This window comes from Sphingobacteriaceae bacterium (assembly GCA_002319075.1).
Lineage (GTDB): Bacteria > Bacteroidota > Bacteroidia > B-17B0 > Aurantibacillaceae > Aurantibacillus.
Genome location: NVQB01000001.1, coordinates 3016804 through 3043516, shown reverse-complemented (window position 1 = coordinate 3043516; position 26713 = coordinate 3016804). Strand labels below are relative to the sequence as shown.

Annotated in this window: 15 protein-coding genes; 12 read left to right on the top strand and 3 right to left on the bottom strand. The window is 38.8% G+C overall.

The annotated features are described in order from the left end of the window. The first annotated feature begins 299 nt into the window (after window positions 1-299). The 6 genes from CNR22_13155 to CNR22_13130 all read left to right on the top strand — a co-directional run bounded on the left by CNR22_13155 (window position 300) and on the right by CNR22_13130 (window position 13275). Window positions 300-5987, top strand: coding sequence for a hypothetical protein (locus CNR22_13155; GenBank protein ID PBQ32680.1), 5688 nt, complete (start codon window positions 300-302; stop codon window positions 5985-5987). Window positions 5988-6058: 71 nt separating this feature from the next. Beyond that, window positions 6059-7357 (top strand): hypothetical protein, encoded by a 1299-nt coding sequence (locus CNR22_13150; GenBank protein ID PBQ32679.1) that lies wholly within the window; start codon window positions 6059-6061, stop codon window positions 7355-7357. Further along, the gene (locus tag CNR22_13145) at window positions 7354-8832 is read left to right on the top strand and encodes a hypothetical protein (protein ID PBQ32678.1); all 1479 of its coding nucleotides are present in this window, start codon (window positions 7354-7356) and stop codon (window positions 8830-8832) included. Before CNR22_13150 ends, CNR22_13145 begins: the two co-directional genes overlap by 4 nt. Before the next feature lie 2 nt (window positions 8833-8834). Then, the gene (locus CNR22_13140; GenBank protein ID PBQ32677.1) at window positions 8835-9917 is read left to right on the top strand and encodes an ATPase; all 1083 of its coding nucleotides are present in this window, start codon (window positions 8835-8837) and stop codon (window positions 9915-9917) included. 6 nt (window positions 9918-9923) lie between these two features. Further along, window positions 9924-12134, top strand: coding sequence for a hypothetical protein (locus CNR22_13135; GenBank protein PBQ32676.1), 2211 nt, complete (start codon window positions 9924-9926; stop codon window positions 12132-12134). Window position 12135: 1 nt separating this feature from the next. Then, entirely contained in the window at window positions 12136-13275 is a 1140-nt protein-coding gene (locus CNR22_13130; protein PBQ32675.1) for a hypothetical protein, read from the top strand. 22 nt (window positions 13276-13297) lie between these two features. Here the strand turns inward: CNR22_13130 and CNR22_13125 are convergent, their stop codons facing one another. Next, window positions 13298-14041 (bottom strand): DNA-binding response regulator, encoded by a 744-nt coding sequence (locus CNR22_13125; protein PBQ32674.1) that lies wholly within the window; start codon window positions 14039-14041, stop codon window positions 13298-13300. Between the two features lie 64 nt (window positions 14042-14105). On the opposite strand from CNR22_13125, the gene CNR22_13120 reads away from it, so the two are divergent. Then, entirely contained in the window at window positions 14106-14576 is a 471-nt protein-coding gene (locus CNR22_13120; GenBank protein ID PBQ32673.1) for a hypothetical protein, read from the top strand. On the opposite strand, the gene CNR22_13115 is transcribed toward CNR22_13120, so the two are convergent. Further along, window positions 14573-17431, bottom strand: a complete 2859-nt coding sequence (locus CNR22_13115) for a hypothetical protein (GenBank protein ID PBQ32672.1) — start codon at window positions 17429-17431, stop codon at window positions 14573-14575. The two genes, CNR22_13120 and CNR22_13115, sit on opposite strands and share 4 nt — an antisense overlap. A gap of 281 nt (window positions 17432-17712) precedes the next feature. Between CNR22_13115 and pbpC the strand changes: the two genes are divergently transcribed. Both pbpC and aspA read left to right on the top strand, forming a co-directional pair. After that, window positions 17713-20076, top strand: a complete 2364-nt coding sequence (gene pbpC / locus CNR22_13110) for a penicillin-binding protein 1C (protein ID PBQ32671.1) — start codon at window positions 17713-17715, stop codon at window positions 20074-20076. 79 nt (window positions 20077-20155) lie between these two features. Then, window positions 20156-21574, top strand: a complete 1419-nt coding sequence (gene aspA, locus CNR22_13105) for an aspartate ammonia-lyase (protein ID PBQ32670.1) — start codon at window positions 20156-20158, stop codon at window positions 21572-21574. A gap of 238 nt (window positions 21575-21812) precedes the next feature. On the opposite strand, the gene CNR22_13100 is transcribed toward aspA, so the two are convergent. Then, the gene (locus CNR22_13100; protein PBQ32669.1) at window positions 21813-22367 is read right to left on the bottom strand and encodes a dolichol kinase; all 555 of its coding nucleotides are present in this window, start codon (window positions 22365-22367) and stop codon (window positions 21813-21815) included. 418 nt (window positions 22368-22785) lie between these two features. Here CNR22_13100 and CNR22_13095 point away from each other — a divergent pair, with 418 nt between their 5' ends. The 3 genes from CNR22_13095 to CNR22_13085 all read left to right on the top strand — a co-directional run bounded on the left by CNR22_13095 (window position 22786) and on the right by CNR22_13085 (window position 26649). Further along, the gene (locus CNR22_13095) at window positions 22786-24195 is read left to right on the top strand and encodes a hypothetical protein (protein ID PBQ32668.1); all 1410 of its coding nucleotides are present in this window, start codon (window positions 22786-22788) and stop codon (window positions 24193-24195) included. A 15-nt stretch (window positions 24196-24210) separates the two neighbouring features. Beyond that, window positions 24211-24627 carry a hypothetical protein gene (locus tag CNR22_13090; protein PBQ32667.1) on the top strand — a complete coding sequence of 139 codons (417 nt, stop codon included), beginning with the start codon at window positions 24211-24213 and terminating at the stop codon, window positions 24625-24627. 153 nt (window positions 24628-24780) lie between these two features. After that, window positions 24781-26649, top strand: a complete 1869-nt coding sequence (locus CNR22_13085; protein PBQ32666.1) for a hypothetical protein — start codon at window positions 24781-24783, stop codon at window positions 26647-26649. Window positions 26650-26713 lie beyond the last annotated feature (64 nt).

The window sequence follows — 26713 nt, the reverse complement described above, 5'->3', positions numbered from 1 at the left end:
CTGGATTGGCAATTTTTATAAGCGACTTAATAAAGTTGCTATTCGGTGGAGGTGTTTGAGTGTTTTGCATACATTAAAGTTATCACTGATGAGAATCAAAATTAATTTTCTTCGGTCAATCTTATGAGTCGAGTTTTAAACAGAACAAACGCTAAAATCTGTTAAGTGATTTTATGGATCCCTAACCAATCAAATAATCGCAAAAAACCAGCACTTAATAAATAAATAGGCACGGCCTATAAAAGCAAAGGACCCATTGTTTTTAATCATCAGATCTTTGCGGTATAAATTTAAAACCAATGAAACCCGAAACATCAGATTCTCTTCTTTTAAAAAACAAAATCCTTAACAAAATAAGCCTGCTCTTCTTGCTTTTTGCTTTGTTTGGATTTCTGGCTTTCATGTTTAGTGCCTGCTCGCAAACGCGTCCTAAGGTTAAAGCTGTAAATCCTTCTTTTGGAAAATATATTGCCGGTTACACCTCTGGTATGATCTCCCGGAAATCAAATATCCGTATCGAACTTTCGCAAAGTCCAAACGAAGAAAGGATAGCCATTACAAGTATTAATGATACCGCCGCATTGCAGGCTTTGCGCTCTGCGAAAGTAATGGGTCAGCTCCCCGATTCCAATTTACTTAAAGATGCTTTCGAGTTTGAGCCTGCGCTGCAGGGAAAAGCAATTTGGATCAGTGATCGCATAATTGAATTTATTCCAACAGATATTATGCCCGTAAACCAATTTTACACAGTAAATTTTAAATTAAAGGAGGTTGCAAAAGTAGAAGATGATCTCGAAAACTTTACTTTCCAGGTTTCTACCTATCCTCAAAACATTTTTGTAAACATTGACGGTTTGCGAACATATGATGATTATAACATTGAATGGCAAAAATTAAGCGGCAAATTAAGCTGCTCGGATTTTGAAGATTCTCTTGAGATCAGAAAAGTTCTGACTGTTACGCAAAGTGGAAAAGTTTTACCGGTTAAAATTACCACCACCACTCAGGGCAACGAATTTTATTTTTATATAGACAGTATCGAGCGCAAATTACAGGCTGGTAAATTAATCGTAACATGGAACGGAGAATCTATAGGAGTTTCCGGCAAAGGCCAACAAGAAGTTACAATTCCTGCTCTTGGCGATTTTTCTGTTTCTCAGGCCAAAGTTATAGATAAAGAAGACCAGTATCTGGAGTTGACCTTCAGCGATCCAATAGACTATACTCAAAACCTGAAAGGTATCATTACTATAGAAGGTGTTGACCAACTCAGCTATGCAGTTGAAAACAACGTGGTGAAGGTATTTCTGTCAAACCGAATTATTGGCAATAAACGTGTCACTGTAAGCAATGGCATCAAAAATTTTAAAGGGTACAAAATGAATTATGCTTATTCCGAGGTCTTTGAGTTTGAGGAGCCTAAGCCGTTAGTGCGCATCAAAGGTCATGGTAGTATTTTACCAAATTCAAATGGACTTATTTTTCCATTTGAAGCCGTAAGCCTAAAAGCAGTAGATGTTCGCGTTATAAAAATTTTTGAAAACAACATACACCAGTTTTTACAAAGCAATAATTTAGATGGTGATGATAACCTGACACGCGTTGGAAAAATTGTTGCTGAAAAAACGATTCGCCTGGATGATAATAAAAAACTAAATCTAAAACAATGGAACATGCATGTGATTGATCTTGGAAAGATTATAACTCCCGACCCTGGTGCACTCTACCGCGTAAGTATACGGTATTCAAAAAAATACGCCTTGTGTGATTGTGAAGGATCTGCGGAAGAAAACGAAGTGCATTCGCTGGAAACGACTTTCGAGAAAGAAGAAAAGAATTGGAGTGAAAACAACTGGGACTATTATGGTTTTGATGGATACGATAGCTGGAACTATTACAACGAAGACTATGGCTCTTGTGATAATTACTATTACAATGGAAAAGCAGTAAGCAGAAACATTCTGGCATCAGACATTGGTTTAATCTATAAGCTGGACGACTCCAAACTGTCGCATGCTTTTGTAAGCAACCTTATAACCGCAAAACCTTTAGCCAACACAACTATTGAGTATTACGATTACACAAAACAGCTTATTGCACAAGGTATAACAGACAACAATGGCATGCTGGATCTCCAGTTAAAAAGTAAACCTTTTTTGATGTTGGCAAAAAATGGCAAACAACGTGGCTATTTAAAATTACTGGATGGGTATGCGAATTCTTTAAGCAAATTTGATGTGGAAGGAGAAATAGTTCAGAAAGGTGTGAAAGGTTTTCTATACGGAGAACGAGGCGTCTGGCGTCCGGGCGATTCTCTCTACATTAATTTTATACTTCAGGACAAAGAAAAACGCTTACCGGCAAACCACCCTGTAAAGTTTGAATTACAAGATCCCAATGGAACTGTAGTTTATCAGGTTACAAAAACTAAAAATCTAAATGGACTTTATGATTTTCGCACCTCCACCGGTACCGAGGCCATTACAGGAAATTACAAGGGTATAGCGTGGGTTGGTAACAGAAACTTCTCACAAATTTTTAAAATTGAAACTGTAAAACCGAATCGCTTAAAAATTTATCTTGACTTTGAAAAAGGCAAAATAAATGATAGCGTAGCTAAGCTTTCGGTTAAATGGCTGCACGGAGCAAACGCAAAAAATTTACATGCTTTAGTTAACGTTAGTGTCAACCAAAGCAAAACCGTCTTCGAAAAATTTAAAGCGTATGAATTTGATTCGCCTATTCGAAATTACTATTCAGAGTCGGAAGCAGTTTTTGATGGGAACTTAAATGAAAAAGGAGAAGCTCAGCTAAACACCTATTTGCATGTAGGTCAAACCGCGCCAGGAATGCTCCGTGCTACTTATGTCTCTAAGGTTTTTGAGGAGGGCGGTGACTTTAGCATTGACCGCTATAGCGTGCCCTACTCTCCTTACAAAACTTATATTGGTCTTTTTACGCCGGAGACAAAAAATTACGATAATAGTTTAGAAACAGGAAAACACTATCACTTCGATGTTGTAAGTGTAAATGAAAAAGGAAACTTAGTAAAAACAGAGAAATTGCAAGTCAAAATATATAAAGTACAATGGCGCTGGTGGTATGAAAAAAATGAAGAAGACCTCTCCCATTATATTTCACGCAGCGGCACAATTGTCTTAAAAGACACTTTTATAAATGCCGGCGAGGGGCGCAGTGGATTTAACTTTAAAGTCAACTATCCCGAATACGGCCGGTATCTAATTACGGTAAGCGATTTAAAAGGAGGACATCAAACGGGCAAAGTTGTAACGGTAGACTGGCCCTATTGGAACAGAGCTAACAGAACAACCAACGAAAATGCGAACATGCTGAATTTTGCTTGTGATAAAGAAAAATATACTTCTGGTGAAAACATTAAATTATCGTTCCCTTCACCTGCTGAAGGCCTTGCGCTGGTGAGTATTGAGACCGGGAACAAAGTCGTAAAAAAATTCTGGATACCTACCAAAAAAGGCGAAACTGTCTATCAGTTTGCAGCGAGCTCTGAAATGGCCCCCAATGCCTATATTCATGTTACATTACTTCAACCCCATGCCAATACAAAAAACGATTTACCTATTCGTATGTACGGCGTAGTTCCCGTGTTAGTCGACGAACCTTTAACGCATTTGAATCCTGAAATTATTATGGCAGATGTTATTAAACCAGAATCCACTACCAGAATTAAAGTGAAAGAAAAGACAGGAAGAAAAATGACTTACACTCTTGCAATGGTCGATGAAGGTCTGTTAGATCTTACCCGTTTTAAAACCCCACAACCCTGGAACACATTTTATGCACGCGAAGCCTTGGGTGTAAAAACATGGGATCTTTACGACGCTGTTATAGGGGCCTATGCGGGCAAACTGGATAAACTATTAAGTATAGGCGGAGATGGAGACGGGGGCGCAGGCAAAAGTGTAAAGGCCAATCGCTTTAAGCCAATGGTAAAATTTATGGGCCCTTTTGTTTTAGAAGCTGGGCAGGAAAAATTTCATACCCTATCCATTCCTAATTACATTGGTTCTGTGCGCGTGATGGTAATAGCAGAAAACGGCGGTGCTTATGGTAATGCTGAAAAAGCTGTAGCGGTTAGAAAACCATTGATGATTCTTGCAACACTACCGCGAGTGTTGGGTCCAGGAGAGTCCGTTTCTTTGCCGGTAAATATTTTTGCCATGGAAAACCATGTGAAAGATGTGAAAGTGGAAATAGAAGTAAATGAATTTTTAGAAGCGGACGGAAGTAAAATTCAAAACACCCACTTTACTCAGGTAGGCGATGAAGTCATAAACTTTAAATTAAAAGTCGCGACCAAACTTGGCATAGCGAAAGTAAAAATAACAGCAACAAGCGGTAAAGAAAAAACTGTGCAGAACATTGAACTCGATGTGCGTGCAGCAAATCCAAAAGTTAGCGAAGGCACAGAGTTTGTGTTAGAACCCGGCAAAGACTGGACTACGGAAATTAATTTTAAAGGCATCTCCGGAAGCAATAAGGCTACTATCGAATTGTCTGGCATACCCTCTCTTGGTCTTGAAAAGCGTTTAGCTTACCTCATTCAATATCCACACGGTTGCATTGAACAAACTACATCCTCTGTCTTTCCACAACTGTATGTTATGAATCTCATCTCTATGAAAGAGGCTGAAAAATTAAAAGTAAGTTATAATATTAAAGCAGGATTAAAACGTTTGCAATTATTTCAAACATCTAACGGAGGCTTCTCCTACTGGCCTGGAGAAGGCTATGACAGCGAGTGGGGCAGCAATTATGCCGGACACTTTATGATTGAAGCAGAAAACCAGGGTTATAATCTTCCTGTAAACTTAAAAGCAAGATGGATCAACTATCAGCAGCAACAAGCGCGTAACTGGTCTGCTAATTCAACCGCCTATTCGCACCCGCATGGAAATGAAACTCATGAAATAATTCAGGCTTACCGTTTGTTTGTATTAGCCTTAAGTAATAATGCTGAAATAGGAGCGATGAATCGTTTACGTGAAGAAAAAAATCTTTCTGCTACTGCTAAATGGAGACTTGCCGCTGCATATAAATTAGTAGGACAAACAGAAGTAGCTCTTACCCTGATCAAAAATCTGCCAACCACGGTTCAAACTTATAAAGAATTATCGTACAGCTACGGTTCTGATACACGGGATGAAGCTATGATTCTTGAAACACTAAGTTTGCTAAATGAAAAAACAAAAGCCTGGCCATTAGCAAAAGAGCTTGCTAAGGAATTAAGTTCAGCGCACTGGTTAAGCACACAAGAAACTGCTTACGGACTTTTAGCTATGTGCGCCTACGTGGGTGTTAAGGAATCTTCAGGTGAACTACATTTTTCATCTCATGTGGCATCCGATGAAAAAACCGTTAGTTCCAAAAAAACCATTTATCAAATGCACTATTCAGATGTTGATTTTGCAAAAACTGCAAGTGTAACTATAAAAAACAACGGTAAATCTGTTTTATTTGCAAAGGTAATTGTAGAGGGCATTCCTTTAACCGGTGATAAATCTGCTTACTCCAAAGATCTGACGATGAGCATTAAATACAAGGATATGAAAGGAAAAGAAATTCAACCGGATAAATTGATTCAGGGCACTGAATTTACAGCGGAAGTTTTTATGTCTAATCCCGGCACAAAAGGCTTTTTGAAAGAGATGGCATTAAGTCAAATCTTTCCTTCAGGCTGGGAAATTCATAATAGCAGAATGGATGGAACGGAAGGAACGAATTCAGCACGTTACCAGGACATTCGCGACGACAGGGTTTACAGTTATTACGACCTCGCCGAAAATACATCTAAGACATTTATCATTCATTTAAACGCCACCTATCTTGGTAGATTTTATCTTCCAACGGTTTATAGCGAAGCCATGTATGACAATACAATAAGTGCCCGCGTGCCTGGACGTTGGGTAGAGGTAGTGAAAGAAGAAATTAGAGTGGCGGGAAAATAAAATTTTCTTTTACTTTTTCACAACACTTTCCAAAGTGGTTTATTCTTCTTTAATTTAGCAAAAAACCCAATATGCTGTTGAACGAAGAGCAGATCTTATCTCTTGCCCCTGACGATGCCTCAAAAAAATCAGGAAAAGAGCTTGCCAATCCTTCTAAATGGACAAACACTTCTATTAATGAAAAAGCATTGTGGGGAGAATGCCAGGGTAGCGGGAAAAATCCTTACCGCACCCAGGTTGATCTTGGCAGCATTGCCTTCAAATGTTCCTGTCCAAGTCGAAAATTTCCCTGTAAACACGGCCTTGGCATACTTTTACTTTATACTCGCCAAAAAAATTTATTTCCCACGAATGAGTCTCCAACCTGGGTTAAGGAATGGCTGGATAAGCGTGAAGAAAAACAGGAAAAAAAACAAGAGAAAACTGATAAGCCGGTAGATGCTGAAGCTCAAGCTAAAAGGCAGGAACAACGTCTCAAAAAAATAAATGGTGGAATTGAGGAACTCCAACTTACCCTTAAAGACATTGTAAGGAATGGGATTTTAAACATGCCTGAAAAAGGCTCCACATTATTTACAAATCTCACAAAACGTATGGTAGACTCACAGGCGCCGGGTCTTGCAATGATGACACGAAGTCTGGCCGATATGAATTATTTCAGCGATGGATGGCAGACCCGTTTTATGGACCAGCTGGCAAACATTTATTTAGTGACTTCAGCTTTTTCAAATAGAGAGCTTTCTGAAAACCTTGCCAACGAAGTGCGTTCACAAATTGGTTTTACACAAAGTACAGAAGAATTAAAAAAACAAAAGGGCATCGAAGATAAATGGTTTGTGCTTGCAAAAGAGACCGAACAGCAGGACCAGCTCTTTGTTCAGCGTAACTGGCTATTGGGCACCTCTACCGGAAAGTATGCACTCGTTCTTCAGTTTTATGTGCGTACTCAAATTCCGGAGTTTAATCTTAGTCCAGGCACTGTTATAGAAGCAGAGCTCTCTTTTTTTGAAAGTATAAATCCTTTCAGAGCTATTGTAAAAAGCACAGGAACCGTCTCTGCAGCGGCCGATATTAAAGGTTTTGAAAACTGGGACGCACTTATAAAATTTGAAAAAGAACTTTATGCAAAGACTCCTTTTGTTTCCTATTTTCCTTTTTTTATCAACTCCGTAAGACTCGCCGGCAGCAGCGATGCTTGGTATTTAAGTGATACTAATAACCAACTGGTTCCAGTACTATGTGACCATGAAAAATTGTATAAAATTTTAACGGTATCAGGAGGCAATCCATTTAACCTTGCAATGATGGGTGGTGAAGGACGTTATGAACCTCTAGGTATTTTATTGAATTCTAATTTTGCGATCTTATGATAAAAATCTGGGAGGAAATACTTCATACGGCTATTATTGGAACTGAAAAGAAACAGGTAAACACTGCGGTGTTGCCCGAAGAATTTATTTCTATGGTAGGTCAACTGAAACTCAGAGGAGATAAAGAGTCGCAATTCCTGGCTCTCACATCTCTGGTTCGCGGATATAGAAAGGGCAGTTTTCAGGTTTCAAAAGCGTCGGTACCAAATTTACCCCCTTGCCCTGCCGAACACAAGAGCTATATAAACTCGCAAACCCTGGCATCGCTGCAGGCAGTTCTTGGTGAAGAAAATAATTCGTTGCTTTTTTGGTGGCTATTGTTCTGCACTAAAAATAACTTAGTTGTAAATCCTGAATACATTCCAACGTTGATGAAAATTGCTGAAATAAACACAGAGCTGCGGGACATGATTTTAGCGTGTTGCGGTAAGCGAGGCGAATGGCTGGCTACGTTTAATTCTAAGTGGAATTTTTCAAAGCAGGAATCAATCAGCGATCAATTTGACAGAGGCAGACCCGAAGAAAGGAAAAAAGCGTTTACACTTTGGCGACTAATCGCAGCTGATGAAGCCCGCGAAGCACTTATAAAAACATGGAAAGAGGAACAAGCTGCCACGAAGGCCGACTTTCTTGCTCTATTAGAAAACAACCTGAATACTGCAGATGAATCTTTTCTTAAAGATGTTTTAAAAGAAAAAAGTCAGAAGGTAAAAGATGTAGCACTGAAACTCCTGAAACAACTACCGACTTCATTTGTGGTGAAAGAAATCTGGGACTTCGTGAGTCCACTTGTTACGATTAAAAAAGAAAGCTCTATGTTGGGTCTAGTAAGTAAAGAAAGTATCCACATTAATTTATCTTTCGAAATCCCGCTACAATTCAGGTCCTATGGCATTAGTCATATAGACGCAAATAAACTTTATTCTGAAAAAGAATTTACTATGAGCCAGATGATGGGCATGATTCCCTTATTTTTTTGGGAACATCACTTTCAAATGAAAGCGGCTCAGATATTGGATCTTTTTCACAAGAAAACAAACACAGAAAAATTTATTTCCTCTTTTGCTTCCGCTGCAAACACTTTTAAAAATGTTGAATGGGCGCTTATTCTTTATACTAAGTACAAAAAATTATGCCTCGATGTTGTAGATCAATTCGAACGACCATTGCAGGAGGAGGTTGCGCTGGAAGTATGGGGCAACCAGACCTTAGATTTTTACACGCTACTTCCCGGAAAAGAAAAAGAATGGTCAGAACAATTTGTACTTTCCCTGCTGCTGAAAACCTCACAGGACCCCTACAGGTATGGTAGAAATTTTTATAAGAACATAGTACATCATATTCCCGTAAGCATTTTATCTAAATTGGATGCTCTTGAGCAACCTGATTTTACTAAAAAAGATTATCACGATAGTATAATTTCAGATCTAAAAAAAATGCTTTCAATCAAACACCTCATTAATCAATCTTTTTAATTATGAAAAATGTTATCAGGCAGCATGCCGAGCTCCAATTTGCCCAAGAACTCGAGGAACTAAAAAAACAGGATAGTGGAACGCGCCCGCCTAACTGGATTCTTTCACCACAATCAGTAGTGACCTATCTTATGGGGGCAACATTAAAAAATGGTTTTGAAATCAGTCCCAAATACATAGGTAATAAGAGACTGATAGAAATTGCCGTAGCTACTTTAACTACCGACCGTGCCCTGCTTTTATATGGCCTGCCGGGCACAGCTAAATCGTGGGTATCTGAACATCTTGCTGCAGGCATTTCCGGAAATTCAAGCCTCATTATACAGGGCACGGCCGGTACCAGTGAAGAAAGCATAAGGTATGGATGGAATTACGCGCGCTTATTATCTGAAGGTCCCTCCGAAAAAGCTTTAGTAGAAACACCTATTATGCGCGCTATGAAAGAAGGGAAAATTGCGCGTGTTGAAGAACTCACGAGAATTGGCGCCGACGTACAGGATACATTAATAACCATCCTTTCTGAAAAGACTTTACCAGTTCCTGAATTAAATACAGAAATACAGGCTATTAAAGGTTTTAATATTATTGCAACAGCAAACAACCGCGACAAAGGTGTGAATGAGCTTTCAGGCGCACTTAAACGCCGTTTCAATACGGTAATTCTTCCGGTGCCCGACAGCATGGAAGAAGAAATGAATATTGTAAAACGTCGCGTGGAGAGTCTCGGTAAAGCCATGGATATACCTGCAGAACTTCCCGCGTTACAGGAAATAAAACGCATTGTTACTATTTTTCGTGAATTAAGAAGTGGTATCACTGCCGACGGAAAAACGAAAATAAAGGTTCCAAGCGGAACTCTCAGCACAGCCGAAGCAATTTCAGTTATGAACAGTGGTATGGCAATGGCAGCATATTTTGGAGACGGACGGATTACCGCCTCCGACCTTGCATCAGGTGTACTTGGTGCTGTTGTGAAAGATCCTGTTCAGGATAAAATTGTCTGGCAGGAATATCTTGAAACTGTTGTAAAGCAACGCGACGACTGGAAAGATATTTATCGTGCATGTCGTGACCTGGGTTATTAAGCAGCTATGAGTATTCATCTTTTAGGCATAAGACACCACGGACCCGGGTCTGCGAAAAATGTTAAACTTTATCTTGAGAAAATAAGGCCTGACATCATTTTGCTTGAAGGTCCGCCCGAAGCGGAAGCCATTTTACATTGGGCCGGGCACAAAGAAATGAAACCGCCTGTTGCCATTCTTGCATATGTTCCTAATAATTTACAACAGGCATTGTTTTATCCATTTGCTGAATTTTCACCCGAATGGCAGGCGATTTTATATGCTCTTGAAAATAAAATTCCTTTGCGCTTTATGGATCTTCCAGTGGCTCATAAATTAGCTATACAAGGAAATTCGGTTGAACAAGAAATTGAATCAGAAGCCCCAGGTGAAATGGTTCAAAATAATAAGGATCCTTTTCTTTACCTCGCTGAAATTGCTGGATATACAGACGCTGAAAAGTGGTGGGAAAATAATTTTGAATACCGCGAAAATAATAACGCAGTATTCGATGCTGTAAGTGAAGCGGTATGCAATTTACGTGAGCAGTTAAAAGATGAGCCAGGCTTTATTGAAAAATGTCGCGAAGCCTGGATGCGTAAAATGCTAAAGCAGGCCGAAAAAGAAATGTATAATGACATTGCTGTCATTTGCGGCGCCTGGCATGTTCCTGCATTAAAAAATATACCTAAAGATAAAGAAGATACAAATCTTTTAAAAAATCTGCCGAAAGTAAAAGTTGAATGCACCTGGGTACCCTGGACCTACAGTAGATTATCCTTCACAAGTGGATATGGCGCAGGGATAAATTCACCGGGATGGTACCACCACATCTGGAAAACAAAAAAAGATATTAGTATTAAATGGCTCACTAAAGTAGCAAGACTGTTTCGCAAGAATCAAATAGATATCTCTTCAGCACATATTATAGAAACGGTGAGACTTGCGGAAACATTGTCTTCTCTGCGTGGTTTAGCTGTGCCAGGTCTCGAAGAGTTAAACGAAGCAACCAATAGCGTTATGTGTATGGGTGATGCTATTTTGCTATCCATTATTCATAAAGAACTTATTGTCAGCCCACGCTTAGGATATGTTCCTATTGATGCTCCCAAAACACCCTTACAGGTCGATATCGAAAAAACGCAGAAGCAACTACGACTTCCTTTAACGGAAGATGAAAAAGAAATTGCACTCGACTTAAGAGAAGAGCGCGATTTGGAAAAAAGTATTTTCCTTCACAGACTCGCTTTAATGGGGATCAAGTGGGGAGTAAAAAAGAGTGTCTCTGGTAAAGGTACCTTCAAAGAAGCATGGGTTCTGCATTGGGACCCGGCTTTCGCAATTGATATAATAGATAAAGCTCTCTGGGGCAATTCAGTGGAAGAGGCAGGAAATAATTTTTTAAGTGCCAAAGCTACTGCTGAGAATTCGCTACAGACTATATCTGTTTTGCTTAGCGACACTTTGTTATCGAATCTTCCACAAGCCACAGAAACATTGCTTAAGCGCATTCATGCACTGGCAGCCGCTTCAGGAGACGTAATACAATTGATTGAAGCGCTTCCTCCCCTGGTAAATGCACTTCGGTACGGTAATGTGAGACGAATGGACAATGCGGTACTTTCACAAATTGTCGAAAGTATGATCACGCGTATTAGCATAAGTCTTCCAGGAGCCTGTCAGGCGGTTGATGAAGATGCAGCCCAACATCTACTTGATCTTTTTTTTCAGCTCAACGATTCCATAACACTTTTACAAAACGAAGATCAGCTTAAACAATGGCAGGAAACGTTGGTTATTATTTCTGAAAATAAGAACACTGCAACGTTACTAGCGGGGTACGCTACCAGACTTTTGTACGATTTTAAATTACTGGCAGGTGAGAAATTGCAAACGCTTTTCACTAATGCCCTTTCGTCTGTTAACGCTTATGCACATACAGCAGCCTGGCTTGAAGGATTCCTGAAAGGAAGCGGAACGATTCTCCTGATTGATGAGAATCTATGGCTGTTGGTCGAGACATGGGTAAAACAACTTTCAGAACAACACTTTATTGAAGTGCTCCCTTTAATGAGAAGAACATTTTCGCAATTCTCTAGTCCCGAAAGACGCAAACTTGGAGAAAAAGCAAAAAGCTCAACAGTTTCAAATCATCGCAAACAGCTTGTTTTTGAGATCGATCATGAAGGTGGCATGAAAGCCTTGCCCATTATCATGCACTTGCTAAATATTCATTAAAATGGAAAACGAAGAAACTTTAAAACGATGGAGACTGATACTTGGTAGTGACCAAAATGATGGCACTGGCGTATCACTCGATAAAAAGGCATTTGAAATTGATTCAGCTTTGAACGCATTGTATGATTCAGATAAAAAAGGTGGATTAGGTGGCTCAGCCCCTAACGTTAATCGATGGCTCGGTGACATTCGTACATTTTTTCCATCAACAGTTGTAAAAGTGATGCAGCAAGATGCTTTAAAACGCCTGAATCTTACCAGCATGCTTATGGAGAAGGAAATGCTTGAAAATGTAGAACCCGATGTGCACCTTGTAGCAACCCTCATGACGCTTAGTCGTATGATACCAAACAAAACAAAAGACACAGCCCGGCAGGTAGTGAAAAAAGTTGTAGATGAGCTGCTTAAAAAATTAAGCAATCCCACACAGCAAGCTATCACTGGCAGCCTTAACCGTTCAACGCGTAACCGACGACCCCGCCACAACGAGATCAACTGGCACACGACTATTCTTAAAAACCTAAAACATTACCAACCAGATTTTAAAACCATTATACCCGAAACAAAAATTGGCTATGGAAAAAAGAGAAACTCTTTAAAAGATGTGATTCTTTGTCTTGACCAAAGCGGTTCTATGGGCACATCTGTTATTTACTCAGGTATTTTCGGATCCGTAATGGCTTCCATCCCTGCAATTCAGACCAAGATGGTGGTATTTGACACTAACGTAGTTGACCTTACAGAAGAGCTGCAAGACCCTGTTGAATTGTTATTCGGAGTTCAGTTAGGTGGTGGAACAGATATCAACCGTGCGCTAACCTACTGCCAGCAGTTAATTAAGAAGCCAAACGACACCGTGATGATTTTGATCACTGACCTTTATGAAGGAGGAAACCAAGAAGAAATGCTGTTGCGAGCCACGGAAATTATCGCATCCGGCGTACAATTAATTGTGCTGCTTGCGTTAAGTGATGATGGCGCTCCGTCTTACGATCATCAAAATGCGCAATTTTTATCTTCTTTACAGGTACCTGTGTTTGCCTGTACACCAGACAAATTTCCTGACCTCATGGCAGCGGCACTCAGCAAACAAGATATTACTCAATGGGCGGCAAAAGAAGAAATTATTTTGAAAAAATAAATATAAATGATGTGTTGCTACCTTAAAGTTCCTCGAGCATTTTCATAACATCCGCACGTTTGCGTGTAGAAACCGGAACACTGCAGCCGTCAGTCATCATAAGATAACCGCCATCTGTTTTTACAAACTCTTTAATAAATTTCGTATTTATTAAATGGGATTGATGAACACGGTAAAATCCCTGATCACTTAACAGATCTTCAAAATCTTTAAGCGTTTTTGTTACCAATAATTTTTTATTGTTAGCAAAATAAAACTCAGTGTAATTTACGTTGCTTTCGCAACGTAGAATATCATTAATATTGACGATATGAATTTTATCCTGTGTATGTAAAGCAAGTCGCTGGTGGTGTTTGTTCGTATTTTTTAAAGAGTCGTTAAGTAGCTGATACTTGTCGTTTTCATTCAATTTCTGCTCACGGTATTTTTTAAGTGCACTTATAAGCTCATCCGGATCAACAGGTTTCATTAAATAATCGATTGCAGCATAGCGAAAAGCTTTAATAGCATGGGCGTCGGATGCCGTTATAAAAATAATTTTAAAATTTATCCGGCCCAGAATATCAAGCAAGTCAAAGCCGCTACCATCCTGCATTTGAATATCAAGAAATAAAATATCAGGTTGTTGTATTTTTAAAAGTTTTGCGCCTTCCACTACTCCGTTCGCTTCACCGGTAATTGTGATATCCGGCGCGTAAACCTGCAAATCTTTTTTTAAGGTTGCACGGGCTTGTTCTATATCGTCAATGATAATTGCTTTGATCATAAGAAATAACTAAAATTACTAAAAATAGTTGTTCACGCTCGTTCACTTAACTCTTAAAACTTTCATGAAAAAACATTTCCTGCTTTTTATCCTGGCTGTCCTTCAGCAATTTTGCACAACAAGTCAAGACTCAGAAATTTCGATCCACACAAATGACTATCTTGAAACCGGCTGCTACGCTGTTACCCAAACACCAACAAAATATAGTCGAATTACCCGCGGCTCCTCCGATGTTATTTATCTGCAGCCTGTTCCACTGGTTAATTTAAATCAAATTGTAGATGTGCAAATGTCAAACAGAGACGGATTTAGTCTCTATATTTATTTTAACAAGCGGGGGGAAGAAGCGTTTACTGAAGCCACTGAAAAATATACTGGAAAAAGACTTGCTATTGTAGTAGACAATGAAGTGATTATTGCTCCGAAGATTGCAGGAAAAATAACGGGAGAGTCTGTACAAATTGCCGGTGGTTTTACCGAGGATGAAATGTTTGAATTATATAAAAAAATCAAAGAAGAGATCAAAAAAAATTAACTCATCGGAATTCGTACAATTACCTTAGTTCCATTTCCCGCGCCGCTTTCATCATAAAGATCTATGATCTCCAATGTTTTCATAGCTCTTCCCTCTCTTAAAAGATCCAGACGTTCCTGTGTCACCAACAAAGCAGTCGATTTGTGATAAGTCTCTTTACTCATCCTATTTAACTCGCCCGCCTTTTTTCTTCCTATCCCATTGTCCGTAACAGAGCATTCCAAAAGGCCATCCGTTTCCCTGAAAGCTATTTCGATGCTTCCTTTTTTTCCTTCCACAGATTTCAAGCCATGTTTGATCGCGTTTTCAATAAAGGGTTGCAGTATCATAGGTGGAACCTGGATGTAGTCTTTTTCAAGTGTCTCACTTACTTTAATAGTATAATCAAAACGGTCGCCATTGCAAAATCGTTCAATTAGCAAATAATTTTCAAGAGTAGTTATTTCTTCTTCCAGACTAATACTTGTGCTTCGTGAATTGTCAAGGATTTGTCGCATAAGCCGCGAAAATTTAGCAAGATAATAACGGGCTGCCTGCTCGTTCTCAGTGCCAATTTGCGACTGAATTGAATTTAATGCATTAAAAATAAAATGCGGATTCATTTGAAGTCTCAACGCTTTTTGTTCGAGTTCCAATACGTCCTTCTCCAATTGAATTTTTCTTTGCGCTTCTTCTGCATTAACACGAATACGATTTACCCGCCATTTAAAAACTAAAAAAACAGAACCTGCCAGTACACCGCCAAATAAACTGATAAACCACCATCGCTTCCAGAAAGGCGGCGAAATATAAAATTTAAACTCGATCGGTACTTTAGTCCAAACCCCATCTTCATTGCAGGCTTTCACCGTAAAAGTGTAGTGGCCCGCCGCCAGATTCGAATAATTTATAGTTTTCTGGGAACTTGATGGCGACCAATTTTTATCCGCACCAGCCAGTTTCCATTGATACCTCACAGCTTCGGGATTGCTGAAATTTATCCCGTTAAATTCAAAACTTAAATTATTCTGATCGTAAGGCAACTCCAGTCTTTCAATCTTATTCCAGTCGCCGGCAAATTTTTTGAACTCTGTATTTGAGATGCTGACATTGAATAATTTTATATCGTTGATATTAAGCACAGGCTCGTTTTTATTTTTTACCTGGTTAGCGGGATTATATTTTGTAAGACCATTAATGGTTCCAAACCAAATGGTTCCATCTTTGTCTGCAAAAACAGAATTCTGGCATGTCTCTATGCCCGTAAAACCTTCGCCCTTGCTGTAGTGTTTAATCTGAGTGGGTTTTCTTTCTTTATCCAAAGAAATATAATCCAGGCCGCTTTCGCTTCCTGCAAACAAATTATTATTCTGATCAATTGCAAGAAGATAAATGTTTGAAGAAGTTAAACCCTGTTTGTGAGTATAGCATTTTAATTTTAAATCGCCCTGGTACAAAGGAAAACTTAATATGCCTTCGCCTCCGGTGCCAGCCCAGAGATACCCACTTTGATCTTCTGTAAAACACCGGATTGCGCTCGTGGGGAAATAATCTGAACCCTTAAACTCAGGCTTTTTAAATTCACCATTCTCAACATATCCAATGCCGTTATTTTCCGTAGCGTACCATAGGCGACCCTGTTTATCGTAGTGAAGGCAGGTTAATCGGGGGTGTAAGAGTCCGTCTTTGACATTAAAATTTTCAAGCTTCCAAACAGGTTTAAAAGCCATTTTATAAAGCCCCATCCCTGCCGTTGCAATCCAAAGATCACCGTTCTTGTCTTTTTCAATGGCCCGGATATACTTTTTGTTTAGTTGCTCAATCGCTTTAAAGGTCGTCCCGTCTTCTGTATAAATAATTCCCTGACCATCAGTTCCGAAATAAACTTTGCCACTATCATCTTCCGCAATAGCCCTAACCTTAACATCCGCGAAACCATTGTCTGCATTGTAATTGAAAAAACGACTGCTATCCAGTACGCTAAGCCCCTTGTCAGAAGTACCTATCCATAAACGCTTTTTACTGTCACGAAAAATACTGTAAATAAAATTCCCACCTAGCCCCGAAGATTTATCATAAACCGTAAATTGTTTTCCAAAATAATTGCAAACTCCGCCACCAGAAGTTCCAAACCAATAATTTTTACTCCTGTCCTGCGTGATACTTCTAACATGGTTATTGCTCAAACCCTCCTTCTCGGTAATCCACAAAAACGTTTTCGAAACTGAATTATACTGCGCTACTCCGTCGTTTAGGGTCGCCAGCCATACATTGTCATGTTCATCAAAATAACAATCCAGAACTGTTTTTTTATAAAGCTCCAGGTTCAGATCAATTCTCTTAAATTTTGTTCCCTGGTAAACATATACACCATCGCCATAGGTTCCAATCCACACATCTCCTTTTTTATCCTGCCTGATACAAGTAATCGAATTTGGTTTGTAACCGCTTTCTTTACCAAAATTAATTTTTTTTAATCCGCCTTCACTCTTAATTAATTTATAAAGTCCTTCCGAATTTCCATACCATACTGCTTGCTCCCTATCCACCAAAACAGAAGTTACTACAGTTGGGCGTTCCCTTAAAGTCTTCGCCAGGTTAGTAATTTTCCCGCCTTCCAGCAGCATCACTCCCAGGTTAGTGGCCAGCCATTTTCTGCCTTTCGCATCTATTGAAAGGTCACGAATTGTAAGCTGTTCAGAATCCTGCAAACTTTTATAATTTTTAAAATCTATTCCATTGAACCTGCAAATTCCATTCATAGTGCCGATCCACAAATTGGCATCTGTATCTTCTTTAATACTCAAAATATAATTATTGGGAAGACCGTCGTTTACAGTAAAAGTTTTAAAATGTTCACCATCAAAACGACTCAACCCACCCCCTTGCGTCCCCAACCACAAATAGCCTCGCGCATCAACCAAAAGGGCGTACACCTGTGACTGTGCAACACCCTCTTTTACCGAATAATTATGAAAATTATATTGTTGAGCTTTTCCTTTACAGAAAAGAAGAACAAAAAAAACAAAGTATAAACCGAGATTTTTTATAGGAAAAGAGATTTCAATTAATCAAAGATAAAAAACACTTACCATTAAAAAGACTGCGAATAATAAAAGACGAGAAATTTCTCTAAATCACAGTTTACATTTGGCGAATGAACTTGCAGTTGCTCAAAAAAACCAGACGTAAGATTGCTTTAAAAAAATGGAGCCTGAGAACATTGCTCCTTCTTTGCCTTTTATTTTTTAGCTGGTACTGGGTGTGCCTGCCAGATGAATTATTCCACGGAAGCACTTCTACCGTTTTAATGGACAAGGATGGGCATTTGTTAGGAGCTAGAATCGCAGCGGATGGTCAGTGGCGATTCAGTCCCGGCAACAGCATTCCTGCTAAATTTGAATCCTGCCTTCTGGAATTTGAGGACAGGAATTTTTACAAGCACTGTGGTATTAGTTGCCGTGGGATCGGAAGAGCAATGGTTCAAAATATTAAATACCGGCGGGTCGTTAGTGGAGGTAGTACCCTTAGTATGCAATTGGCAAGAATTATGCTCAAAAATCCTAAACGGACATTTCCTGAAAAAATAGTGGAAATGATCGTTGCCACGCGAATGGAAATCCGTTTTACAAAAAAAGAAATACTGCAGTATTATTGTTCAAATGCCCCTTTTGGAAATAATGTTGTGGGACTGGAAGCTGCATCCTGGCGTTATTTCGGAAGAGATCCAAGATCTTTAAGCTGGGCTGAAAATGCTACGCTCGCGGTGCTTCCTAATGCGCCCGGATTAATATATCCCGGAAAAAACCACAAAAAACTTTTAGAAAAACGCAACCGCCTTCTAAAACGTCTACTGGATGTAAAAAAAATAGATAGTACCAGCTATCTTCTTGCAGTGTCAGAACCACTGCCTCACAAGCCTTTGCCTCTTCCGCAAACTGCGCCTCACATTTTAGTGAAATTAATAAAGCAGGGGTTTATGGGTAAAACTATTACAAGCACACTCGATAATTCACTTCAGCAAAAAAGTTCTCAGTTACTCCAAAGTCATAGTGAACGGTTAATCGAAAATAAAATATACAATGGTGCGGTTATAATCACCTCTGTAAAAACCGGGAAAATTCTGGCCTACGTTGGCAACACAAGATCAGCAGATAATGAGCACGGCAATGATGTGGACTGCGTTACCGCTTCAAGAAGCACAGGAAGCATACTAAAACCTTTTTTATATGCCAAATGCCTGGAAGACGGCATCATTACTCCTTGCATGCTTATACCAGATATTCCAACACAGTACGGAAGTTTTTCTCCAAAAAATTTTACGAAACAATACGATGGCGCCGTAGCCGCGAATAAAGCGCTTGCTAGAAGTCTTAACATTCCCATGGTACGCCTGTTAAATGACTATGGGCTTGAAAAATTTCACCGCGATCTAAAAAATTATGGTCTCAGCACTTTACATAAACCTGCAAAGCATTACGGGCTTTCTCTGATACTCGGCGGCGCGGAAGCAAGGCTTGATGAATTAAGCAGAGCTTATACACAAATGGCGCAAGAACTTTCCTTTGGAAAAAGCAGGGAAATATTACTTGTAGAACACAAAAAGAAAAGCCCAACATCCAAAAATAGTGCCCGTGTAAAAACAAACCGTGCCTGCATTTACAGCACCTTTCAGGCTATGGTAGACGTTAACCGTCCAGATGAAGATGGCAATTGGAGAGCTTTTGCCTCCGCTCAAAAAATTGCCTGGAAAACGGGCACCAGCTTTGGCTTTCGCGACGCGTGGGCCATTGGTATAACTCCAGACTACGTTGTGGCAGTTTGGATAGGAAATGCTGACGGAGAAGGTCGCCCCGGACTCACCGGCATTAAAGCTGCAGCTCCACTGCTATTTGATTTGTTCGCACAGCTTCCCAAATCTTCTTCCTGGTTCAGTGAACCGGTTACCGGAATGTCAAAAATTTTAATTTGTTCAGAAAGCGGTCATAGGGCTTCTGACTTGTGCGAAAAAACAGAACTTGCAAAGATGCCCGCGAATTGCCTGAACACTACAGCCTGTCTTTATCATCAATTAGTTCACTTAACAAAGAATAATTTTTACCGTGTAGATAGTGAATGCGAAGCTGTATACAATATGAAGCATGTGAGTTGGTTCATTCTCCCACCGCTTATTGAACGTTACTATAAATTTAATCATCCCAATTATCAATCGCTTCCTGATTTTAAACCAGAATGCCTGGCAAAGATCAGCGAACGTTCTATGACCTTATTATATCCGCGCCCCAACAGCAGCATTTATGTCCCTATAGAAATAGACGGAAATGCCGGTCGCACCATTTTTGAAGCTACCCACAGAAATACCGGCACAAAAATATACTGGCACCTCGATGATAACTTTATAGGCGAAACGAAAGAAATTCACCAATTGGCATTAAATCCCTCTTTTGGAAAACATAAACTCATGCTCTTAGATGAAAATGGAATTTCGATAACTGCAAAATTTGAAACCCTCGCAAAATAAATCATGGCAAGTTTTTTTCTGCCCTCTCTGTTAATTCTATTTGCCTACCTTAACATAAATCTTTAATCCTCTAAAGAGTATGAAAATAAATAATTCCAGCCGTATCGAACATGATTTTATCGGCGAAAAAGAAATTCCAGAAAACGTGTATTATGGCGTGCAAACAGCCAGAGCACTGGAGAATTTTAACATTACAGGCATTCCCGTTTCTAAAGAGCCCCTTTTTATTAAAGCTTTCGGATGGGTGAAAAAAGCGGCCGCTATGGCAAACCGCGATTGCGGAATTCTCGATCCAAAGTTGGCAGAGGCTATTATTTTCGCCGCCGATAAAATCATTGCCGGCGAATTCGACAACCAGTTTGTGATTGATATGATTCAGGGCGGCGCAGGCACTTCCATGAACATGAACACCAATGAAGTTATTGCCAATATTGGATTAGAATATTTGGGACACCAAAAAGGCCAATACGATTTTCTTCATCCCAACAATCACGTAAACTGTTCGCAGTCTACTAACGACACTTACCCTACCGCTTTACGTCTCGCCCTCTACGAAAAAATACATCACTATACTTCCACCATAGGAGAATTAGAAAAAGCTTTTTTAAGAAAAGGAAAAGAGTTTAACCACATTTTAAAGATGGGAAGAACACAACTTCAGGATGCCGTGCCTATGGTGTTGGGACAAGAGTTTGATGGCTTTGCAAATACAATCGATCAGGACATTAAACGCTTAAAAGAAGCCCAGGCCCTTTTAACCACCTGTAACATGGGAGGTACTGCCATCGGAACAAAAATAAACACACCCAAAGACTATCCTGTGATGGTAACCCAATATCTTGCCGACATTAGTGGCATTCCCGTTACACTTTCAGAAGATTTAATTGACGCAAGTTCAGACACTGGAGATTATGTGCAGCTATCCGGAACTTTAAAACGCAGTGTTCTCAAAATTTCGAAGATCTGTAATGACCTGCGTTTATTGTCTTCCGGACCACGTTGCGGCATCAATGAGATAAATCTTCCACCTATGCAACCCGGCTCTTCTATTATGCCAGGAAAAGTAAATCCCGTTATTCCGGAAGTGGTAAATCAAACTGCTTTTTATGTGATTGGCGCTGACGTAACAATAACCATGGCTGCAGAAGCTGGTCAACTCCAATTAAATGTCATGGAACCTGTTATAGGATTTAGTTTATTTACTTCGTTAGAATATATGAGTAACGCTGTTAATACACTTATTGTAAAATGCGTTAATGGAATAACGGCAAACGAAAAAGTTTGTACCGATTTTGTAATGAATAGCATTGGCATTGTTACTTCTTTAAATCCGATTCTTGGCTACGAAATCTGTTCGGCTATAACAAGAGAAGCGCTTGACACCGGGAAATCAGTACACACCATTGTTGTAAATGAACGCCGATTAATTACACAACAAAAATGGGATGAAGTCTATTCATTCGACAATATGGTAAATCCTAAACTGATCGGAAAATAAAACTAGTTTTCTTTTTCAAAATACTTCAGATGTCATTTTGAAGCACTTTGTTTGCGTGCCTCGTAACAGAGTGCTTCATTTTCAGACAATGATTCGCCAAAACTTGAAAGCATCGAGTTCTTTCAAAAGCGCTCTATGTGTAGCAAATTCCTCCCCAATTAACACGACATCTACCTCTTACTATGTTGTTCCTGCATAGCATGCTTCAATTTTAAATAGTAACGTTAAAATCTTCTGGTTATATCGGATTTGCAGCAGTGGCATCCTGTGCAAGAGGCGCGTCATCAGGTGTCTTTTCAAGGTCGCGGTCAAGTGAGTAAAGAGAAGCGGCATCGGCGTGTTCTCCACCGGCAATTTTGATCTTATCAATTAAACTCATCGCAAGCGTTTCCTCTTCTGTTTGCTCTTTCACAAACCATTGCATAAAATTCCATGTAGCCCAATCTTCTTCATTGTGACTCATTTTTGCAACTCTGTAAATAGCTTGTGTGTTATCAACTTCATGCTCGAATACTTTTTCAAAACAATTGTATATACTCTTAGGGTCTTCTGGCGGAGCAGGAATGGAAGTGATTTTTACTTTACCACCTCTTTTCAGAATGTATTCTAAAATTTTCATCATGTGATTACGTTCTTCGTTGGCATGACGAAAAAGAAAATTTGCAATTCCCCCGCAACCCTCGCTATCTGCCCATGCAGCATAAGATAAATAAATCTGTGAAGCATGTGCTTCCTTGGTCATTTGTTCATTCAAGGCTGCTTCCAGCGTTTTAGAAAGTCTGTTAGTATTCATAATAGTGAATTTTAGTTTATTAGGGGTTTACCTCAGTACTCTTCTTCAAATTTTATACCCGCCAAATACTAGTCCGATACCCTGGAAGAAAATTTGACTTGTTAGTGATCAAAGCTTAACAAGAGTTACCCCATTTATAGGCTTGAGAAAATAGTTCTACAGTTTATTTAAATAGCCTCATTAAAAACAACCAACCTATTGCTTACTAAATTAACTTTAGTATTTTTGTTTAGTAAAGTTTAAACAAACAGGGCCCATAGTTACCTAAATGTTAAATGTTGGAGCTTCGTCGATAAAAAACAGTACTTTGTCGATGTAAAAAAACTATTCATTTACCGTTTTGACACTAACTCCTGTTTTTTGTTTATTTGATTTTAAGACCGCTTGTAAACTAAGTTTAATTCTAATTCACACCCTAATGATTAAACTCAAAAAAATAGTTGCCGATTTAGATGAAAATGTTTATAAAACGGTTGAAGAATCGTTAATAAAAAACAAGGCAGAAAACTTTCTTTTTTTATTACAGACTTACAGAACTAAGAATTTAAAAGACTCTGAAATTGCAGAATCTTTAAGTATTAACTCGAATTCGCTTTATGTTCTTAAATCGAGACTCAACGACCGCATTCAGGAACATCTTTCGGGAGACATTTTTTCGAACAAAGAAGATGTTCTAAAGCAACTCCATCAGATTCCACAAATTTGTTTTGGATCATCAAGAGAAGTAGCGACAGCCTTTTTGCAAAAACTCGAAAAAGATCTTTTGCTTTTTGATATGCACAACGAACTATTAGTGGTTTACAGTGCCCTGAAAAAAATACATTTATATTCTGACAAATATTTTCATTATTCCCAACTCTATAATAAGCATACGGCTTTTAATATTTCCCTCGAAAAATGTGAAGAAATTCTGGGAAGCTTCAACCGGGCACTTGCGCAATATAATTTTTCAAGACTTCCCAAACAATTTGAGCCACTCTTATTTTTAACGAAAGAAGTTTCGGATCACTTCTCATTAAATAATTCACGACAAATTGAACTCATTAATAAGATCATGGAACTTCAACTTCCTGTTCTTTTTAACAAAGCGCCGTCAGCTGAAATTAATGTCAGCGAAACATTGGCGCAAGCTGTAAAAATCATTAACGATCTGCCCGAATCTTCTACTCATAAAAACTGGCTACCCGTTTTTGATTACCTTTCTTTCGAACATTATAGAAGAACCGGTCAATCAAATCAGGCTTCCATATATTTTGAGAAAACTAACGCCAAAGCAGAAACGCTTTTACTTTACACCAACATTTGCCTCACATCAAGATTTCTGATCTCTAAGATCTGTTACCTGCAGGAGCAAAACAGAATAGATGATTTGTTGGCAGAAGAACAAAAAACACTGCTTTTAGATACCAGCGATATGCATGCCAGTGTATTGCTCGGAATCTACAACGCAATGGTTTCTTATTACAGAAAAAATTACAAAGAGGCTGCGTCTCGTTTAAATGATATTATAAACACTAACAGTTTTAAAGACTACTTTCATATCAATACCGATGTAAAATTAACGCTGGCATTTGTTTACATTACGCTTAAAGAATATGACCTTGCGGATAGTCTGTTGAAAAACATTTATCGCAAAATAAAATCAGAAGAAATGACGGGTTATACGAACGTTCTCGATCTCATCAAAATTTTTAACGCAGATATAAAACAAAACGGCAAAGTTACTGAGAAACAAAAAGATGATTTTATTTTATTCCAGGCTCGGAACGTAAATGAAAGTAAATTACTAAATCATCTTGAATTTGAACTTAAAAAGAAATACAGCTAACTAAACTTTTTTAGAATGAAACTAAAAGAACCTAAATACACCTACACAAACGTAATGCTGATTGACGATAGTGAGCTGGATAATTTCATAAATGAAAAGACGCTGGAAGGAAATCATTTCGCTAAAAAAGTTTACGTGCACACCAGCGCTAAAAGCGCCCTTGAATTCTTGAATAATCTGGTAACTATGGGATCTGAATACTCGGAAGTATATCCCAAAATAATTTTCATCGACATCAACATGCCGATGATGGACGGATTTCAATTTATTGATAATTACAAAAAGTCTTCTGAGCAACATTTACAGAAACCGAAATTGGTAATTCTTACTTCATCGGTGTATAACGAAGACCGGCAAAAAGCAAACGCAATTAGTCAGGATATTATTTTTCTAAATAAACCCCTTACTAAAGCCATGCTGGATACTATTTAGGTTCCTCAAAATAAACAGTTTTCAAGGCGCTGCGAAAAATTAATTTACATTTTTCACTGAAAACTTACATCATTACTAAATTTTGGTTCCATTCTTTAAAAAATAAAGAAGAATAATAGTAGATTAGTAAATCTCAGCAAAAGCTACGATCAAATGATTGGTTCTCTTAAAATACTGCACTTTGAAAATGAAGATGTAAGTGCCCGTTTACTCCGAGAAGAACTAAAAAAAACAGATTTTATTTCTGATTACCTGCGGGTAAAAGACCGGCCTCAGTTTGAAAGAGAACTTATTCGTTTTGCACCCGATATTGTTTTTTCAAATTACGATCTGTTACAACAGGTGCCGGTAAGAAATTTTCCCGTATCGCGTCAAAGTCAGAAACCTTATACTTTAATTCTCATTGCTCACACGTACTCTGAAGTGATCGCAAGGCAAATGGCACAGAGTGGAGCCTCTGATTTTTTATTCAAAGACCGCCTGGAACGTTTGCCTTTGGTAATTTTAAATGCCGTAAAAAAATCAATGTCCGAAAAGGCTCTGCAGGAGCAACATGCCGAAGTTATTGATGTTGAGAAAAAATCACAAACCCTTATTGAAAACATTTCAGACGCAATTCTATTGCTGGATATAAAAGGCTCAATAACTTACCACAGCCCCTCCGCCGAAAGATTATCCGGATTTCCTTCTGCTGAGGCTATCGGGAAATCTATTTTTGAATTTATACATCCGGCAGATCTCGAAACAGTAACACGCTATCTTAAACAAGCTATTCTTAAGCCGGGAGTTTCACTCACTACATCTTACCGCTTGCGACAAAAGCGCAGTTCGTTCATATGGGCAGAAGGAACTATCACGAATTTTATTCACGATGCAACCATCAAGGCCATTATATTTACTTACCGAAATATTACTGAGCGCAAATTTTCTGAAGAGCGCCTTCAGAAATCAGAAGCCAACCTTAGAACTATTTTTGATAACACCACGGTTTCCTATGTTCTCTCAGATAGAAATTTTAAAGTTATTTCTTTTAACTCTAGTGCCTCTTACACCTACAGTAAAGAGTTTAAGGTAGAGATAAAAGAAGGAGATAGTTTATTAGACTACATTCCCGATGAACGAAAGCCGCCCTCGCGCGACCGTTTTGAAAAAGCACTGCGCGGAGACAAAGTTACCTATGAACTCAGCTTTTTGCAACCTGCAGGTGGTTTTCACTGGTATAATGTAAACATGTTTGCAGTTCGTGATGATTCCCAAAACCTCCTGGGATTTATTATCGCCAGCGAAAATATCACTAAACGTAAAATCATTGAACTTGAACGCAACAAAATGCTTACAGATATTGTGCAACACAACAAAGATCTGGAGCAGTTCGCTTATATTATATCGCATAATTTACGTTCGCCGGTAGCCAACATTCTTGGACTCTCAGCGTTGATTGAAAACTCTCCCGACATGGATAAGGTGTCTTTCGAAAAATGCATGGCCGGACTCACCCTTTCTGTGAAAAAGCTGGATAACGTGATCGTGGACTTAAATTATATTCTGCAAACCCGACGTGAAATAAATGAGAAAAAAGAATCTGTGAGTTTTTCGGAAATTATAAACGACATTAAAACCAGCATCAGTGGTATTATAGAAAAAGAAAACATTCTCATTAATACAAACTTTACCTTCAATAAATTTTTTACATTAAAGAGTTATTTATACAGCATCTTCTTTAATCTGATCTACAACAGTATTAAATACCGTAATCCAAATAACCGCACAGTTATAGACGTGCAGAGTAAACGAGTGAATAATAAACTCATCATCGAATTCAGAGACAATGGCCTGGGAATAGACCTTAATGCTCATGGAAACAATGTTTTTGGGCTTTACAAAAAATTCCATAAACATGTGGAAGGCAAAGGTATGGGGCTTTATATGGTTAAAACGCAGGTTGAAATACTTGGCGGTAAAATAAGCGTGGCCAGTGAAGTAAACAAAGGCACCACTTTTGTTTTAGAGTTTCAGGAATAGCCATGAACACGGATTCCCTAAACCTCCCTCTACTTAAAACTTAATGTAAGAAAATAACCATTAA

Excerpts from the sequence above, each read along its gene's own strand:
- CNR22_13155 (PBQ32680.1), top strand. The coding sequence starts at position 300 with ATGAAACCCGAAACATCAGATTCTCTTCTTTTAAAAAACAAAATCCTT.
- CNR22_13150 (PBQ32679.1), top strand. The coding sequence starts at position 6,059 with ATGCTGTTGAACGAAGAGCAGATCTTATCTCTTGCCCCTGACGATGCC.
- CNR22_13145 (PBQ32678.1), top strand. The coding sequence starts at position 7,354 with ATGATAAAAATCTGGGAGGAAATACTTCATACGGCTATTATTGGAACT.
- CNR22_13140 (PBQ32677.1), top strand. The coding sequence starts at position 8,835 with ATGAAAAATGTTATCAGGCAGCATGCCGAGCTCCAATTTGCCCAAGAA.
- CNR22_13135 (PBQ32676.1), top strand. The coding sequence starts at position 9,924 with ATGAGTATTCATCTTTTAGGCATAAGACACCACGGACCCGGGTCTGCG.
- CNR22_13130 (PBQ32675.1), top strand. The coding sequence starts at position 12,136 with ATGGAAAACGAAGAAACTTTAAAACGATGGAGACTGATACTTGGTAGT.
- CNR22_13125 (PBQ32674.1), bottom strand. The coding sequence starts at position 14,041 with ATGATCAAAGCAATTATCATTGACGATATAGAACAAGCCCGTGCAACC.
- CNR22_13120 (PBQ32673.1), top strand. The coding sequence starts at position 14,106 with ATGAAAAAACATTTCCTGCTTTTTATCCTGGCTGTCCTTCAGCAATTT.
- pbpC (PBQ32671.1), top strand. The coding sequence starts at position 17,713 with ATGAACTTGCAGTTGCTCAAAAAAACCAGACGTAAGATTGCTTTAAAA.
- aspA (PBQ32670.1), top strand. The coding sequence starts at position 20,156 with ATGAAAATAAATAATTCCAGCCGTATCGAACATGATTTTATCGGCGAA.
- CNR22_13100 (PBQ32669.1), bottom strand. The coding sequence starts at position 22,367 with ATGAATACTAACAGACTTTCTAAAACGCTGGAAGCAGCCTTGAATGAA.
- CNR22_13095 (PBQ32668.1), top strand. The coding sequence starts at position 22,786 with ATGATTAAACTCAAAAAAATAGTTGCCGATTTAGATGAAAATGTTTAT.
- CNR22_13090 (PBQ32667.1), top strand. The coding sequence starts at position 24,211 with ATGAAACTAAAAGAACCTAAATACACCTACACAAACGTAATGCTGATT.
- CNR22_13085 (PBQ32666.1), top strand. The coding sequence starts at position 24,781 with ATGATTGGTTCTCTTAAAATACTGCACTTTGAAAATGAAGATGTAAGT.